The 15,619-nt window shown below is 46.5% G+C and carries 13 protein-coding genes; 11 read left to right on the forward strand and 2 right to left on the reverse strand.

Annotated features, from left to right (window positions below; genetic code table 11):
- Positions 1-12 precede the first annotated feature (12 nt).
- Positions 13-411, reverse strand: coding sequence for a hypothetical protein (locus ABDB91_RS03465; protein ID WP_347490249.1), 399 nt, complete (start codon positions 409-411; stop codon positions 13-15).
- A 405-nt stretch (positions 412-816) separates the two neighbouring features.
- Between ABDB91_RS03465 and ABDB91_RS03470 the strand changes: the two genes are divergently transcribed.
- Both ABDB91_RS03470 and ABDB91_RS03475 read left to right on the forward strand, forming a co-directional pair.
- Positions 817-1,332 carry an RNA polymerase sigma factor gene (locus tag ABDB91_RS03470; RefSeq protein ID WP_347490250.1) on the forward strand — a complete coding sequence of 172 codons (516 nt, stop codon included), beginning with the start codon at positions 817-819 and terminating at the stop codon, positions 1,330-1,332.
- Entirely contained in the window at positions 1,325-2,797 is a 1,473-nt protein-coding gene (locus ABDB91_RS03475) for a zf-HC2 domain-containing protein (RefSeq protein WP_347490251.1), read from the forward strand. The genes ABDB91_RS03470 and ABDB91_RS03475 overlap by 8 nt, the downstream gene beginning before the upstream one ends.
- A gap of 64 nt (positions 2,798-2,861) precedes the next feature.
- On the opposite strand, the gene ABDB91_RS03480 is transcribed toward ABDB91_RS03475, so the two are convergent.
- Positions 2,862-3,854: a bile acid:sodium symporter gene (locus ABDB91_RS03480; RefSeq protein WP_347490252.1), complete on the reverse strand. Its 993-nt coding sequence runs from the start codon at positions 3,852-3,854 to the stop codon at positions 2,862-2,864.
- A gap of 268 nt (positions 3,855-4,122) precedes the next feature.
- Here ABDB91_RS03480 and ABDB91_RS03485 point away from each other — a divergent pair, with 268 nt between their 5' ends.
- The 9 genes from ABDB91_RS03485 (at position 4,123) to ABDB91_RS03525 (ending at position 15,581) form a co-directional block, all read left to right on the forward strand.
- The gene (locus tag ABDB91_RS03485; protein WP_347490253.1) at positions 4,123-4,359 is read left to right on the forward strand and encodes a hypothetical protein; all 237 of its coding nucleotides are present in this window, start codon (positions 4,123-4,125) and stop codon (positions 4,357-4,359) included.
- 87 nt (positions 4,360-4,446) lie between these two features.
- The gene (locus ABDB91_RS03490; RefSeq protein ID WP_347490254.1) at positions 4,447-6,819 is read left to right on the forward strand and encodes a DNA topoisomerase III; all 2,373 of its coding nucleotides are present in this window, start codon (positions 4,447-4,449) and stop codon (positions 6,817-6,819) included.
- Positions 6,820-7,060: 241 nt separating this feature from the next.
- Positions 7,061-7,729: a superoxide dismutase gene (locus ABDB91_RS03495; RefSeq protein WP_347490255.1), complete on the forward strand. Its 669-nt coding sequence runs from the start codon at positions 7,061-7,063 to the stop codon at positions 7,727-7,729.
- A gap of 655 nt (positions 7,730-8,384) precedes the next feature.
- Positions 8,385-9,791, forward strand: coding sequence for a sigma 54-interacting transcriptional regulator (locus tag ABDB91_RS03500; RefSeq protein WP_347490256.1), 1,407 nt, complete (start codon positions 8,385-8,387; stop codon positions 9,789-9,791).
- A 230-nt stretch (positions 9,792-10,021) separates the two neighbouring features.
- Positions 10,022-11,305 (forward strand): MFS transporter, encoded by a 1,284-nt coding sequence (locus tag ABDB91_RS03505; protein WP_347490257.1) that lies wholly within the window; start codon positions 10,022-10,024, stop codon positions 11,303-11,305.
- A gap of 99 nt (positions 11,306-11,404) precedes the next feature.
- Complete coding sequence (locus ABDB91_RS03510; RefSeq protein ID WP_347490258.1) at positions 11,405-13,003, forward strand: ATP-dependent acyl-CoA ligase; 1,599 nt, start codon at positions 11,405-11,407, stop codon at positions 13,001-13,003.
- 72 nt (positions 13,004-13,075) lie between these two features.
- A complete protein-coding gene (locus tag ABDB91_RS03515) occupies positions 13,076-13,285 on the forward strand; it encodes a biotin/lipoyl-containing protein (RefSeq protein ID WP_347490259.1) in 210 nt (69 codons plus the stop codon).
- Positions 13,286-13,519: 234 nt separating this feature from the next.
- Positions 13,520-13,960 carry a MaoC/PaaZ C-terminal domain-containing protein gene (locus ABDB91_RS03520; protein ID WP_347490260.1) on the forward strand — a complete coding sequence of 147 codons (441 nt, stop codon included), beginning with the start codon at positions 13,520-13,522 and terminating at the stop codon, positions 13,958-13,960.
- 73 nt (positions 13,961-14,033) lie between these two features.
- Positions 14,034-15,581, forward strand: a complete 1,548-nt coding sequence (locus ABDB91_RS03525; protein WP_347490261.1) for an acyl-CoA carboxylase subunit beta — start codon at positions 14,034-14,036, stop codon at positions 15,579-15,581.
- Positions 15,582-15,619 lie beyond the last annotated feature (38 nt).

Raw genomic sequence — 15,619 nt, forward strand, 5'->3', positions numbered from 1 at the left:
AGCTTGTCCCCATTATATTTTGGCGGATTTCATCAATCGCTCCCATTCCTCGTCAAACGGATCGTCCAGCCCGTTATCTTCGGTGTATCTTTTGCTTTCGTTCCTTGTCCCGCATGAGCCTCCGGAATTCTCGCTACCGGTTAACATCTGGTATGCAAAATAAAGCAGCGCCGCGGCGACAAGCATACTGACGGCCATCGGTATGGAACCGATGAGGAACAGAATGCCTAGCCCCAACAAGACGGTACCGGTAATCCTGTCTTCCCGACGCCGCTTTTTCCAGCCGTAATAGACCAGTAATATGCCAAGCACAAGCGGAATAAGCCCCCCCACCGAAAAGCCCAGAACACCCAATGAAGCGACGATGCCAAGGACGAGCAGAACCAAACCGAAAGACTTTTTAGCAGACATGTTTCATCCCTCCTTCAGCGTTGTATGCTATCAAAACGTAACATTGTTACCTGGCTTATCTAAATTGTATCCCTGGTGAAAATAAGCTGCGACGAGCTGCAGTTTGATTTTTGATCCGTCTTGAGTCTGATCCTCCAATCAGTCCTGCAGGGATGTATGCTGATGCTGCGCCAAAAAAAAGAAAGGCTGCGGATAGCTCCAGTGTGGTTTGATTAGCGATTATTTATTAATTTTTTCATGGAATGAGGATTAAAGGATAACCGCCCGGGAAGTTAGAACTGCTATAAAGGGTATGCAAAAAAGAGGTATATTTAAAGCGTCTACGTTTTCCGGTCAAGAAAATTTCATAATTGCTGTAACATTTTCCCCAGCTCGGAACACTAATAACCAGGAGCGTTTTTTTATATGGCCATGTCGACTATAGAAAAACTTTATCAGCGTTATAGAATATCGATCTTTCGATATTTATACCGTATGGGCGGAGATTATCACCTGGCGGATGAATTGACCCAGGAAACCTTCTGCCGGGCATTGGTATCCCTAAAAAACTATCGCGGTGAATCCGCTATGTCTACTTGGCTGTTTCGCATGGCTTATTATGTATATACAGGGTACCTGCGAGGTCGTCCCGGGGAACGCAATCTGCCGCTAAACCAGGATATTCCGGACATGAATATTGCGGGTGACCCGGCCCGGCATCTGGAAAACGCGGAGAACTGGCGGCTGGTACGGCTGGCTCTTGAACAGCTGCCTGTGGACTATCGCATGGTGATTATTCTAAGGGAACAGGAAGGATTATCTTTTGAGGAAATAGGGGATATACTGGGCAAATCCCCGGCAACGGCGCGGGTAACCCTTTTCCGGGCCAGACAAAAATTTCACCAACTATATAAACAGCTAGAAGGTGATGACCATGACTAAGTATGAATGCGAAATAATTAAAGATCTTTTGCCTCTGTACGCGGATGGAGTGGCCAGTGATGCCTCTTTTAAGATGGTGGAACACCACCTGGACGAATGCGCATCCTGCCGGGAACTGTTAAATGAATATAAACAGCCTGTTCTAATCACACCGGGAGAAGGCGGGCCTTCCTCCATCTCAGGTATAGACAAGGCGTGGGGACGGCTGCGCCGGGTGGCGGCGGCTTTTATGGCCTGTATAATCATTACCGCTTCTACCATTGCCTGGGCCTCATACCAGGCGGGGCGGAATATGGCGCTGCGGGATCCGTCGTTCAAACAGGCCAAGCAAATGGACCTTTTTACCGAAGTGAACCGGTCCCAAAAGGTAGGTCCCTATACCGTTACCGTGGATAAAATATTGCTGGATTCCGCCCGGACCACTGTTTTTTATAGTGTCGATCCGCAAGTGGATGGAGACTGCAATATCCATATTGACATGGCCGACGATAAAGGTGTGCAATATGACCCCCGGGGCGGCAGGGGCATTCAGGGTAAATACTTTGTATATGATCTGGAACCGGTTAATCTGGATGCCCAAAAATTAATCCTATCCTTTAATACCGATGCAATACCGGGGGAAACGAAGTTTGAAATACCGGTTGACCCTACCATAGTAGCCCAGAATACCCGGGAGTTTTACCCCAACCAGACAAAAACTATAGAGCCGGTGGAACTGGCCCTGGACCGGGCAGTGCTGGGCCTTTCCGAAAGCATTGTCTTTTTCCGGGTGCGCTGGCCGCAGGACCCGTCCATAGCCGGTGTAGGCATTGGGCAGGACCATCCCATGTATACCGTTATGGGACCCGATGGGCCTACCAAGCTGGAGAGCCGGGGCAGCAGCACCCCGCCGACGCCGATGATCAAAGAATACGGCGCCTTTTTACCCGGTCACTGGGCCGATCTAATTGACGAAACTAACGGTAAAAGAATCAAGCTCAATGAAACCCGCACCCAGACCGACCCGGTAACGGGTGGAATTACGGGTACGTTCCATTTTGAACCGGTAGACCCGTCGGCCAGGGAATTAAAGCTAACCTTACCGCCGCTGTACCTGTATCACTTTCCGGCTAAGGAACAGACAATGGAGTTCAGCCGTCCCCACCAGGGAGAACAAGCATTAAACGGGGTTTTTAATTACGGGGCGATTGCTTACAGCCTGGAAAAGGCAGTTATAGAGGATAAGCAGCTGGTTTGCTACTTCGGTTTTAAAGGAAGCGGGGATAACCCGTCTCATTATTACCGTCCTGAATTTCGTATTAAAGATAAAGAATACTGGCATAAGCATATTCGTATGGAATGGCCTGATGAAAATCACGTCAAAATATCTTTCCCCATGCCCGAGAATGACCGGGTTACTTTACAGTTGAGAAGTGTGGGAGAGAAGATGCCCAAGGCTGATTTTGAACTTGATGTGGCACGTTAACAGCCACAATGGGCATACATTTCGTAATGATGAAACAAAGGGGAATTATAGAAAGCCATGTGCCCTAGATTAAGGAGCAATGGCTTTCTTTTGTGGTGTGTCGCCTTTTATAAAAACTTTCGACTAATATCTTGACTACAGCCGCCAAGGGCTGTTGATAAAGCATTGATAATGTCACCGGCAGGGCAACTGCCGGCGGGAAATAGGTTATAGCCAGGACCACGCCAAGGGCGTTGTTTCTCATACCGATATTATAAATCATTGCAACCATCTGTTCGCGCTTGTGTCCCTTTAGGATATAAGAGCTTAAAAATCCTAATATATAGCCGCTGCACGAAACTATAAGAATTACCATTAAAAGTTTGATTATGGAATGGTTCCAGTTTATCTCCGGGGCAATGGCACTGGCGTTGACATAGATAACTACCGATATGCAGAGCTTAGAGGCGAAGTTGCCTATTGAATGGGTATATTTGTCGTAAGCTCCTTTAGTAGTATCATGAATGATCATTCCCAGAAGGCCGGGAATGAAGACCATCCAGAGCAGGTTAGCTAGCAAGCTAACGGTGTTTATATGAATGGTCTTACCAACTACCGCAGCTATAAAGACCGGCAAAAGCAAGGGGCTGATCAGAGTGTCCAGGGTAACTGTAACCATGGCTAAGGAAACATCGCCACCCACCATTTGCGACCAGAGAATAGAAGTCACACCCACCGGAATGGTTGCACCTAAGATGAATCCCAAACGCAGGAACTCATTTTCCGGACCCGGGTAAAATACCAGACCAATCACAAGGGCCAGAAACGGCATAACGCCATGTATAAATAAAAGCTCGTAAATGGGAAGCAGCGGGTTGGACAGCCTTTTTACAAAATCCTTTAGACTTGTATCCAGAGATGCGTTAAAGGTCATATAGGTAAAACACAGGGTGGCAGCCATACTCCAAGACTTGGTGGTTTCTATGGGATAAAAAAAACCGATAAATAAAGGTATCAATACCACAAAAAACATCCGGTTGCCAAGAAATTTGTTCCATTGGCTAAAGAGGTCGAGCATAAAATTACATCCTTTTTTGTATATATATATATCGATTTAGCTGCGTAAACCTATGTTTAAACCGACTCTCCAAATTGTATCAATGTTTTCGACACATTTGTGGCAATACCTTTAAGCCATGGCAAAATACCTAATATTGTTTGTGCTCATTGCTTTATGAACTTCATGTGTTGCTTTACGCCGCTTCTTTAAGGTAAGATATTTTTGATAAGTGGCATTAATTGTATTGCCTGTATTGAGCGGGTTATAACATGGTGAGGTGAATGAAGTGGATAAAAATATAAGAATTGCCATTCTTAATAATGAATTTGAGGCGCAATTGCTTGAAGCTGCCTTAAATGAGCAACAAATAGCCCATCATTTCGAATGCTACCGTGACTTGGCTTATGATGGGATTTTTCAGCTACAAAGAGGTTGGGGAGCGGTATATGCATCAGAGGCAGACAGATCAACCGTTCTGCAAATAATTGAAGAAATTAGAAAGATACCACAGGGAAATAACTAGATTGCAGCAGGAGGGCAGTGCCGACGCCGGTACCGGGGCAATAGCGGTACTTAGGGGCCACTTTCTCTAAAAAAAAGGATGGTTGGAATGAAAAAACTTGTACTTGCTGAAAAACCGTCGGTGGCCCGCGATTTGGCCGCGGTGCTTGGGGGTTTCCGGAAAAAGGACGGCTATCTTGAAAATGACGATTATGTGGTCACCTGGGCCATAGGCCATCTGGTGGAGTTGGCCGAACCGGAGGATTATAATGACCGGCTGAAAAAATGGACTTTAAATACGCTGCCCATAATGCCGGCTGATTTTAAACTTAAAACCAACCCGAGAACAGTAAAGCAGTTTAAAATCGTTAAACAACTGGTTAACAGATCCGATATCGGGCAGCTTATCTGCGCAACCGACGCCGGGCGGGAAGGCGAGCTTATCTTCCGTTATATTTATCGACTTACCGGCTGTAAAAAACCTTTTATGCGGCTCTGGTTATCGGAAACCACTCCGGCAGCAGTACGGCGGGGCTTTGTGGAACTTAGGCCCGGTGATCAATTCAATCCCCTGGCCGCAGCCGCGGAAGCACGCAGTCAGGCCGACTGGCTGATTGGTATTAACGCTACCCGGTCGTTTACGGTTAAGCACAACACATTATTGTCCATTGGCCGGGTACAGACTCCCACCCTGGCACTCATTGTCAACCGGGAACGCGAAATAAAGAACTTTGTGTCCGAGCCCTACTGGGAACTATGGGCCGAGTTTACTAAAACCAACGGGCAGGCATATACCGGTAGGTGGTTTAACGGGGAACAAAATCGGTTCCATGCCCTGCAGACGGCTCAAGCAGTGCAAGCCAAAGTTAATAACCAACCGGCTAATGTGCTGGAGGTAGAGGAAAAAGACGTGGCGGAGCTCCCGCCGCTTTTGTTCAATCTCAACGACTTACAGAAGGAGGCCAATAAAAAATACGGTTTGGCGGCAGCCAAGACATTGGAATTAGCTCAATCTCTGTACGAGACCAGGAAACTGCTGACGTACCCCCGTACCGATAGCCGCCACCTGACAAGGGAGTTGGCCAAAACCATTCCCGGCCGCCTGTCCGCACTAGCCGGCGCAACCGAATATGAGCCATATACTAGCACAGCCGGGGCGGCGGGTATTCCGGGTAAGCGATATGTGGATGACGGTAAAGTGAGCGATCATACTGCGTTGATACCCACGGATACAAAGCCGGTTTTGGCCAATCTGCCGCCGGACGAACGTAAGATATACGATCTGGTAGTGCGCCGGTTTCTGGCTATTTTCTTCCCGCCGGCCAGGTATAAGCAAACTAAAGTGATAACCGAAGCCGCCGGTGAAACGTTCCTTACCACCGGCCGGGTGGAGCTGAATAAGGGCTGGAAAACGGTGTACGAAAGCGTAAGAAATAATCCCGAGGACGGTGAGGATAGCGGTGTAATACCCGGATTAACCCGGGGTGAGTCAGTCCGAACCACTAAAACCGAAATCAGGGAAAAAGAAACCAAGCCCCCCAAACGCTATACCGAAGCCAGTCTGCTGGCAGTCATGGAGGGAGCCGGTCGGTTGTTGGAAGACCGGGAGCTAAAAGCGGCTATGAAAGGACACGGCCTGGGTACTCCGGCTACCAGAGCGGCTATCATTGAGCGCCTTCTCAAGGTGGGCTATATTGAGCGCCAAAAGAAAACCTTAGTACCCACCGTAAAGGGTGAAACACTGATCGATCTGGTACCGGGAATAATTAAAAACCCGGAGCTTACCGGCCAATGGGAAAAAACACTGGCCGATATAGAAGCCGGGACAACTGAATCCGGGGAATTTATGAACGGCATTAAACAGTTAACCGCTGAGATAGTTGAATCAGCCCGCAGCCAGGCAGCCAGTAATCAGGTGCAAACAGGCCGTGAGGCATTGGGCAGCTGTCCCCTTTGCGGCAGGGCAGTGATAGAGGGCAAAAAAGGCTACGGCTGCAGTGGTTATAAAGAAGGCTGTAAATTTATTGTTTGGAAGGAAATAGCCGGTAAGCGGATTACTCAAAACCAGGCTAAAACATTACTGAAGAAAGGCAAAACCGGTGTCCTAAAGGGCTTTACCTCAAAGGCCGGCAGAAAGTTTGATGCTGCATTACAAATTAATAACGGTAAGGTGGAATTCTTATTCACCGATAACGATAACTTTAAAAAAGTGAGCTTGGGTCAGTGCCCGTTATGCGGCAAAGAAGTCGCCGAAACACTCAGAAGCTACAGCTGCAGCGGTTGCAAGGAAGGCTGTAAATTCGTTATCTGGAAAGAGATAGCCGGTAAGCGCATTAGTGTTCAGCAGGCCCAGAGGTTATTGACAAACGGTAAAACTGCTTTAATCAAGGGTTTTAAATCCAAAGCCGGTAAGAGTTTTGATGCCGTTTTAGCGCTTGGACAGGAGGGGAAAATAGAGTTTCAATTCACAGCAAAGGAATAAATTAATGTGTCGGAAAAATAGTTTTGTGCAATAAAATTAAATAAGATATGCTTACTTTTTTGCAACAGGATAGCGATGTTGCCGAATTCCAGTAAATTTAATGCGGATACATCGCTTTTTCAATGCACATCAAAAAGAATATTTGCATATAGTTATAGTGGCGCCATGCAGCTGCAAGCTCGACCCCTGGTTCTGGTGTAATGCCGGCCGGGGGTTGGGTGTTTTTGAGGAGGGTTTTAAAATGAGCACTAATAATTTTTGGTTCCAACCGGCAGTGCCGCCGGGCGGTCACCGGTTGCCGCCGCTGCCTTATCCCTATAATGCTTTAGAACCTGTCATTAGCACCGCTACTCTGACTATTCATCACGATCGCCACCATAGGTCCTACGTGGAAGGGTTGAACAAAGCGGAATTAGAGTTGGTGGAAGCGCGGCGCAACAGAGATTTCAGCCTGATTAAACATTGGGAGCGGGAGTTGGCCTTTAACGGCTCCGGCCATATTTTGCACAGCATCTACTGGACGGTGATGACTTCCCCCGGAACCGGCGGGCAGCCCGGTCCCCAAACGCAAAACCAGATCCTCAGCTATTTTGGCAGCGTCCCGGTTTTCGTGGAACAGTTCAGCGAGGCTGCAATAAAGGTCGAGGCATCCGGTTGGGCGGTGTTGGTCTGGCACCCGGCTTGGGGCAGGCTGGAAATCCTGATGGCCGAAAAGCACCAGGACCTGACCCAGTGGGGAGGGATCCCCATTCTGGTTGTAGACACCTGGGAGCACGCCTATTACCTGGATTACCAAAACCGGCGGGAAGACTATGTTAGAACTTGGTGGAAGCTAGTTAACTGGACTGAAGTAGAAAGAAGACTCCTGCTGGCTATGCAGGGTAAGCTGCCGTTAGTGATGGGGGTATAGCCCGGAAACAGCAGATCCGCCATATAAGGCGTACCTCTTTCGTAAGATGGGTTTGAACCGCTGTCGGGAAAGACATCAGTTGTTTAAGAAGTCGGGTCTGCAATATTTAGTTACATCTACTTTTAGCAATACCAGATTTACTTAGTTGCTTTTAGAAAACATACTTTCGACCAAATTCCTAGGTGCGTTGCCATAAATGATTTAATCTTTGCTTCTGATATTGAACCACGTTTGCGGAGGATCGTCGTCAATTGTAAACTGGAAATAAAATGGGGTAAAATGGAAGTTAAGTGCTGCACTGTTATATTGCCAAACACATCAACTGGTGTAAAAATTGCATTTCGGGTTATAATTGGGGTAGCGAATTACTTAGGGTGATTAATGCCCAAATCGTTTCCGCTTCCTACCACCACTGTCCTGATGTCTTTTTCGCTTATAATCTAATCCGGCTTTATATTTGTTTTTTGACAAGTTAATCATTTAGTTGCTTCAAATCACAGAAGATTCAAATTCTTAGGACAAGTATACACTACTAAAGCGGGGGAACTTGGTTGACAAAAAATAAAGGATATAATCGCGCCATAAAACTTTCAATAAGTTTATAGTGTTGACCCAATTAGTCATAGGGTAATTGCTACTCGGGAGGAATAGGACAATGAAACAGGATCTTGAAATTACTTTTAAAGCCATGATAAATTCTATCGGCGATGGGATTTATATGACTGACTGTAAAGGCTACTGCATGGCTTATAACGAAGCTTTTCTACGCATTACAGGGATTACCAACGAGATAATGGGTCAGCATGTCAGTAAATTGTTGATAGCTAACTTAATTTCAGATTCCGTGACCATTGAAACAATTCGTTCTGGGCGGCGTGTGTCTAAAGTGATCATTTATCCCAGCGGGTGTGAGGCCCTAGTGACCGGTAATCCAGTGTTTGATGAACATGGCAACTTGGTAAACGTGGTGTGTGTGGTGCGAGACTTAAGCGAGCTTAATGCCTTGAAGGATGAGTTGAAACTTACTAAGAAGTTAAACAGACAATATCAGGAGATATTGAAGAATTTTAGTCCTATTTTTAACGCAGCCCGGGAAAAAATAATTATGCGCGATCCTAAAATGCGGAGCATTCTTGATATGATACCCCGGATTGCTGCTTCAGATGCTACCGTTCTGATTTATGGTGAGTCTGGGGTGGGTAAAGGGTTAATTGCATCCCTGCTTCACGAACATAGTAGTAGGGCTGGAAGTGGTCAATTTATCAAAGTTGATTGTGCAGCTATTCCGTCATCTTTGTTGGAGTCGGAGTTATTCGGTTACGATCGGGGGGCTTTCACCGGTGCCAGACGGGAAGGCAAGCCAGGGTTATTGGAGATGGCGAATAATGGTACTGTTTTTCTGGACGAGATCGGAGAGTTGCCTCTGTTTATGCAGGTAAAATTGCTTAATGTTCTGCAAGATAGAAAAATCCAGCATGTTGGGGGTACACACCCGGTATCGGTGGATATCAGAATTGTTTCAGCCACTAACCGTGATTTAGAAAAAATGGTTGACGAGGGGACTTTTCGGCAGGATCTTTTCTACCGGCTAAACGTTGTTCCGGTTGTGATTCCGCCCTTGCGAGAGAGAAAAGAGGATATTTTAGTTTTGGCATTATCCTTTTTAGATAAGTTCTGTCAAAAGTATCAACGCAGTCTAAGTTTGTCCCCCGAAGCAATGGATTGTTTATATGATTTTTCCTGGCCGGGAAATGTGCGTGAGTTAGAGAACACCATAGAAAGATTAGTGGTGCTTAGTTCCAACGGTTTAATCGAAAAGAAGGATTTGCCGGAAAAAATCCGTCAAGCCTTTCCAGTAGTGCTTGTGAATGATCCCTTTCGGCCTGTCGATTCGGGGGTGCTTCCTCTAAAAGCAGCTGTAGCCATCACGGAGCGACAGTTGATTATGAGGGCCCTACTGCATAATGACAGACTGGGTCCTGCTGCGAAGTCTTTGGGTATTGACATCTCAACTCTTCTGCGAAAGTGTAAAAAACTCGACATTAAACGCACTAAAACGTAGGCTAAAATGCCATGATTGCGCAAGAATGCCTAGGCGATGTTGCCAGTACCCATCCGCAATGCTATTTCAAATAATAGTTATGGCGTATAAAACGTATGCTAAAATAAATTTTCAGTCAATTCATTGATGCGGCACAATTCTTGCTTTTCTTAATATTTAAAAAGCAGGAAGGGGGTGCCGTATTTTTTGTCTTTGGGGAAATAAAGGTTTTAAATAGGAGGGTTATGTTCATGGAAAACAAAGGAAGGTTGCGTTGGTTTATCCTTGCCTGGCTGTTTATATTAACTTTAGTATCATATATGGATCGGGTTAACCTGTCAATGGCGGTTCCGCTTATAATGGAGGATTTTCATCTTAATGCCGCTCAAATCGGTGTTGTAATTAGCGGCCTTACTATTGGTTATACGATTGTAAACTTTCCCGGTGGCTTCCTGGCGGACCGCTTTTCCCCGAAGACTATTTTAATAGTTTCCCTCACCTGCTGGTCTTTGTTTACAATCACCACAGGAATGGTTGGAGGGTTAACTGCCATGATAGTAGTGCGAATCTTGTTTGGGGCTTCGGAGGGACCGCTTGCTCCGTCGAACACAAAGATAGTCTCCAATTGGATGCTGCCTCGGGAGCGAGGCATGGCCTCCGGTATATGGCTTTCCGCCATGACTCTGGGAGTAGTGGTTGGTGCTCCTCTTGCTGGACTGATCATTGAAAACATGGGCTGGCGAAGTGTCTTTTACATATTTGGTGCAGCCAGTCTGGTCCTTGTTGCTTTTACCGCTTACCTTATCACTTCTAAACCGGAAGAGCACCGTTGGATTAGCAAAACTGAATTGGACCTTATAAAGAGTCATAGTAATTCACCCAAGTCCGCTAAAGAACCCTTTTCTGCGATAATGAAGGAAATCTTGACTAATCCTACTACTTGGCTATTGGCCTTTATTTATTTTGGTCTCACTGCTCTCTATTGGGCCAACATGGGCTGGCTGCCAACCTATTTTGTTAAAGCCAGAGGTTCAAGTATTCTTGCTTCCGGCCTATACTCGGCTATACCAAATATCAGCGCCTCTTTAGGTGCGATCTTAGTCGGCATTATATCTGACCGTTTGCTTAAGGGCTGGCGTACACCTCTACTAATTGTTACTTCTCTTATAACGCTGCCGGCAACTGTCATTGCCGTTAATACGTCATCAATTCAATTATCTTTATTGGCTTTCAGCATTGCGGGCTTCTGTGACTTTGCGGCTATCGCTCTGATGTGGGCTATCCCGATGGAACTGGTACGCAAAGAACGAGTGGCGGCAAGCAGCGGATTCATGCTGGCATGGGGCTCTTTTGCCGGGGTCTTATCCCCAATTATTATGGGTGTTGTCCTTGATAAAACATCTAGCTTTAACAGTGCTTACTATATGTTTGCATCAGCGGCCTTGATGAGCGCAATATTAGCTATTCCGTTATATCTGAAAGAAAAGTCGGTAAGGAACGCAAGTTCCCGGGTCTCAGGTGTTTTAACCCAATAGGACTCATGCGAAGTGCGTACATTAACAATTGGACTAAGAACAGGGCTACTTCGTTGACCCCATTAGGTATCCGCAGCGGCGGAGAGGAGGTATGTAAATATGCAATATCAGAACATCCGGGAAGTTTTGGAAAAGACCGTGGATCGCAGTCCGGACAAGGTGTATTTGCTGTTTGAAGAACAAAAAATAACCTATAGTGAAATGAACAGATTAATTAACCAGACTGCTAATATGTTTCTTGAATTAGGTATTCATAAAGGGGACCGGGTAGCCCTTATGATGCCGAATTGTCCAGAGTTTATTTACGTGTGGTTTGGCTTGGTTAAAATAGGAGCTTCGATGGTACCTATCAATACCTTTTTCCGGGGAAAGGAAACGGCCTACATCTTGCAGCATTCTGAAGCCAAAGCGGTGGTGGCCACACCGGAATACTGGGAAATCGTCCAAAACGCCATAGAAACTGAAAACATTCAGATTAGCTGTCGAGCGTCAGTTCGGGGGGATTTTGACGGCACTATAGCTTACGAACGGGTTCTGCCGCAATTTTCCGGTGTACTTGCCGATATATCGATTAGCGTCACCGATGAAGCGGCCATCTTATATACTTCCGGCACTACCGGCAACCCTAAAGGCTGCCTTGAGAGCCAGGAATATTATCTGGTGGCTGGTAACCGTTATTCTGAGCACTTGAGTCTCACTGCTAACGACCGCATCTTGACACCGTTACCGTTCTTTCATATGAATCCTCAGATCCTTTCTACCATGGGGACGTTGTTTGTTGGGGGCAGTCTGGCTATGGTTGATCGCTTCCATCCCAAAAGCTGGTGGCAGGAACTGCGGGCTAAGGAGGCAACTCATTTTCACTATCTAGGTGTAATGCCGGCGATGCTTATGGGTATGCCCGAGCAATCGGACGATGGAGATCATCGGCCCTGGATTGGCATCGGCGCCGGTGTGCCGAAAACAATTCACCAGCCCTTTGAAGAGCGGTTTAATGTAAAGCTTCTGGAGGTGTTTGGCATGACGGAAACCGGTTTAAATTTCTGTTGTCTGCCGCAGCCTGACCGAAACGTAGGCACGGCCTGTTTCTATAAGCCGTTCGTAGAGTATGAGGCAATGGTAGTAGATGATAACGATCAAGGGGTACCACATGGCACTGTAGGGGAGATGGTCCTGAGGGGCAGTGACCCGGAAAACCGGCAGCGGGGCTTTATGTCCGGCTACTACAAAGATCTGCTTGCTACTGAAAAGGCCTGGCAAAACGGCTGGTTCCATACCGGTGACTATGTGCAACGGGACGAAGAGGGCCGCTATTATTTCGTGGACCGTAAGAAAGATATAGTACGCCGTAGCGGTGAGAATATTGCAGCGTCTGAAGTGGAAGGGGCGATTCATCTTCACCCGGCCGTAATGGAGGTTGCGGTGATTCCGGTGCCGGATCCGATTAGAGAACAAGAAGTAAAAGCTTATGTTGTGTTAAAAGAGGAGTATTCGGTTGATTCCGAAGAACTGCTGGACGATTTAATAGCCTGGGCGGTAGACAACTTAGCCTACTTTAAGGTGCCCCGATACTGGGAGTTCCGTGAAAGTTTGCCTGTAACTCAGACTGGCAAACTTCAGAAACAGAAGTTAAAGTCGGAAAAAGAGGATTTAACCACTGGCTCTTTTGACCGTTTGAAAAACAGATGGGTAAGCTGATAAAAAACACTTATTGCTATGGTAGACTCTTCCGAAGCTACAGACCTCAAAACATGATAGGAGGTATAGTACATGAACATTACTTCTCCGATGGTTGGAAGACTAATATCAATTGATGTAAAAGTGGGTGATAAGATCAAGGAAAATGACGCGGTAGCAACTATTGAAGCCATGAAAATGCAAGTTAAGGTTTTTGCTCCCGCTGACGGCGAAGTTGTGTCTGTAATTTCCACTATAGACACTGTGGTTAATCCTGACACTGTTATTGCAGTTTTGAAATAAGTAAACACTTCAGGCGCTGTTTTAAGTAGCCGGCTTTGATGTGGTTTCTTTCAGTATCAATAGTTTTGTAAAATTTCGCAATTTTATGCGAATTCTCTTTAGGCCGTTGGGAAAACAGATGGGTTAGCTGCTAGAAAACACTTATTTGCTCTGATAGACTTTTCCGAAGCTTTGACATTGTCAAAGCACGTTTTTCCCTACACCGTTGCAAATAAAAAGATAGGGAGGACTTATATGTTTGAAAAATATTTTGATGAGTTAAATATTGGTGAGCGTTGGAATTCCAGAGGACGAACTATTACCGAGGCCGACCTTGTCTTGTTCTCCGCTTTCAGCGGTGATTGGTATCCCTTGCATACCGATAAGGAGTGGGCGGCGCAGACTTCCTTTGGACAGCGCATTGCTCATGGAATGCTGGTTCTTTCTGTTGCCATGGGGCTGCTTGATATGGTTCCCGGCCCGATAGTAGCATTTTATGGCATAGAGCGGGTACGCTTTATTAGCCCTACTTATATTGGGGATACTCTTTACGCTGAGGTGGAAGTAACCGGTAAGGAAGGGAAAGATGCTGAACGGGGTGTGGCCGGTTTCAAAATTAAGGTTAAAAGCAAAACGAATGAAATTAAGGCAGTTATGGACATAAAAATTTTAATGAAAAAAAACCAAAATGATTGAGATGTTAGATTTCTATAAAATATAGCACAGACCTCAAAAACAGACCTCAAGACATGAAGGAGGGTATGATATCTTGGAGGAGATCAATAACAAAACCACGAGCGAGGAGCTTAAAGAAAAAGAATCGGAAATTAAAAAGGGCGGAGCAAAAAAATACCACGAAAGCAACGCTAAAAAGGGCAAGCTCTTTGCCAGAGAAAGAATCGAATTGCTGCTGGATCCCGGGTCAATTATAGTGGAGGACGGCTTATACGCCAACAACCTGGCGGACGGGCTGCCGGCGGACGGCGTTATTACCGCGGTGGGTAAAATACACGGCGGAACAGTGTGTTTAATGGCCAATGACTCTACAATCAAGGCGGGCTCCTGGGGCTGGCGTACAGTTGAAAAAATTATTCGGATACAGGAAACGGCTATCAATATGAAAGTGCCGATGCTATACCTGGTAGACTCAGCCGGGGCCAGGATCACCGACCAAATAGAGATGTTTCCCGGACGCCGCGGGGCCGGCAAAATCTTTTATAACGAAGTAAAAATGTCCGGCATGATTCCGCAGATATGCTTGCTTTTTGGCCCGTCAGCGGCCGGTGGCGCCTACATTCCCGCCTTTTGTGATGTTGTATTTATGGTGGACGGCAACGCCAGCATGTATCTCGGATCACCTAGAATGGCGGAAATGGTGATCTTCGAAAAAGTTACTCTGGAAGAAATGGGCGGGGCCAGGATGCACTGTACTGTCAGCGGGTGTGGTGACCTGTTGGTGACAACAGAACAAGAAGCCATAGCAGCCTGCCGTCGTTACCTCACTTACATGCCCCAAAACTACAAAGAAAAGACACCTTTGGCGGAGGCACGACTCCCGATTGAGGGGCGTGGTATAGAAGAAATTGTGCCTGCTGAAGAAAACACCCCCTTTGACATGTACGAAGTAATCAACCAGATAATCGACAGGGACAGCTGGTTTGAAATAAAAAAACTATTTGCTCGCGAATTGATCACGGGGCTGGCCCGTATTGACGGGCGGGTGGTTGGCATACTGGCTAACCAATCTATGGAAAAGGGCGGGGTACTATTTGTGGATTCGGCGGATAAAGCCGCCAAGTTTATGAACCTGTGTGATGCTTTTAATATACCCCTGCTGTTCCTGATGGATGTGCCGGGCTTTATGATCGGCTCGGCGGTTGAACGTCAGGGTATCATCCGCCACGGGGCGAAAATGATCTCAGCCATGTCCCAGGCTACAGTTCCCAAAGTATCAGTAGTAGTACGCAAGGCTTACGGAGCAGGGCTTTATGCCATGTGCGGCCCGGCCTTTGAACCCGATTGCTCTATGGCCCTGCCCACGGCCATGATCGCGGTGATGGGGCCCCAGGCAGCTGTAAACGCAGTGTATGAAAATAAAATTATGGCCTTGCCGCCGGAGGAAAGGCCGGCATTTATACAGCAGAAGCGCGATCAATATGCCAAAGACGTAGACATCTGCCGTCTTGCATCAGAACTGGTAGTAGATCATATTGTGAGCGGAGCAGGATTGCGTGATGAATTAATTCGCAGATTTGCTCTTTATGAGTCTAAAGATAAACAGTTTGGTGAGCGTAAACACCCCGTGTATCCCGTTTAAAAAAAAAGGGGAACCTTGAGAACCTTTGCCAATAAGCA

Source organism: Desulfoscipio sp. XC116, from assembly GCF_039851975.1.
GTDB lineage: Bacteria > Bacillota > Desulfotomaculia > Desulfotomaculales > Desulfallaceae > Sporotomaculum.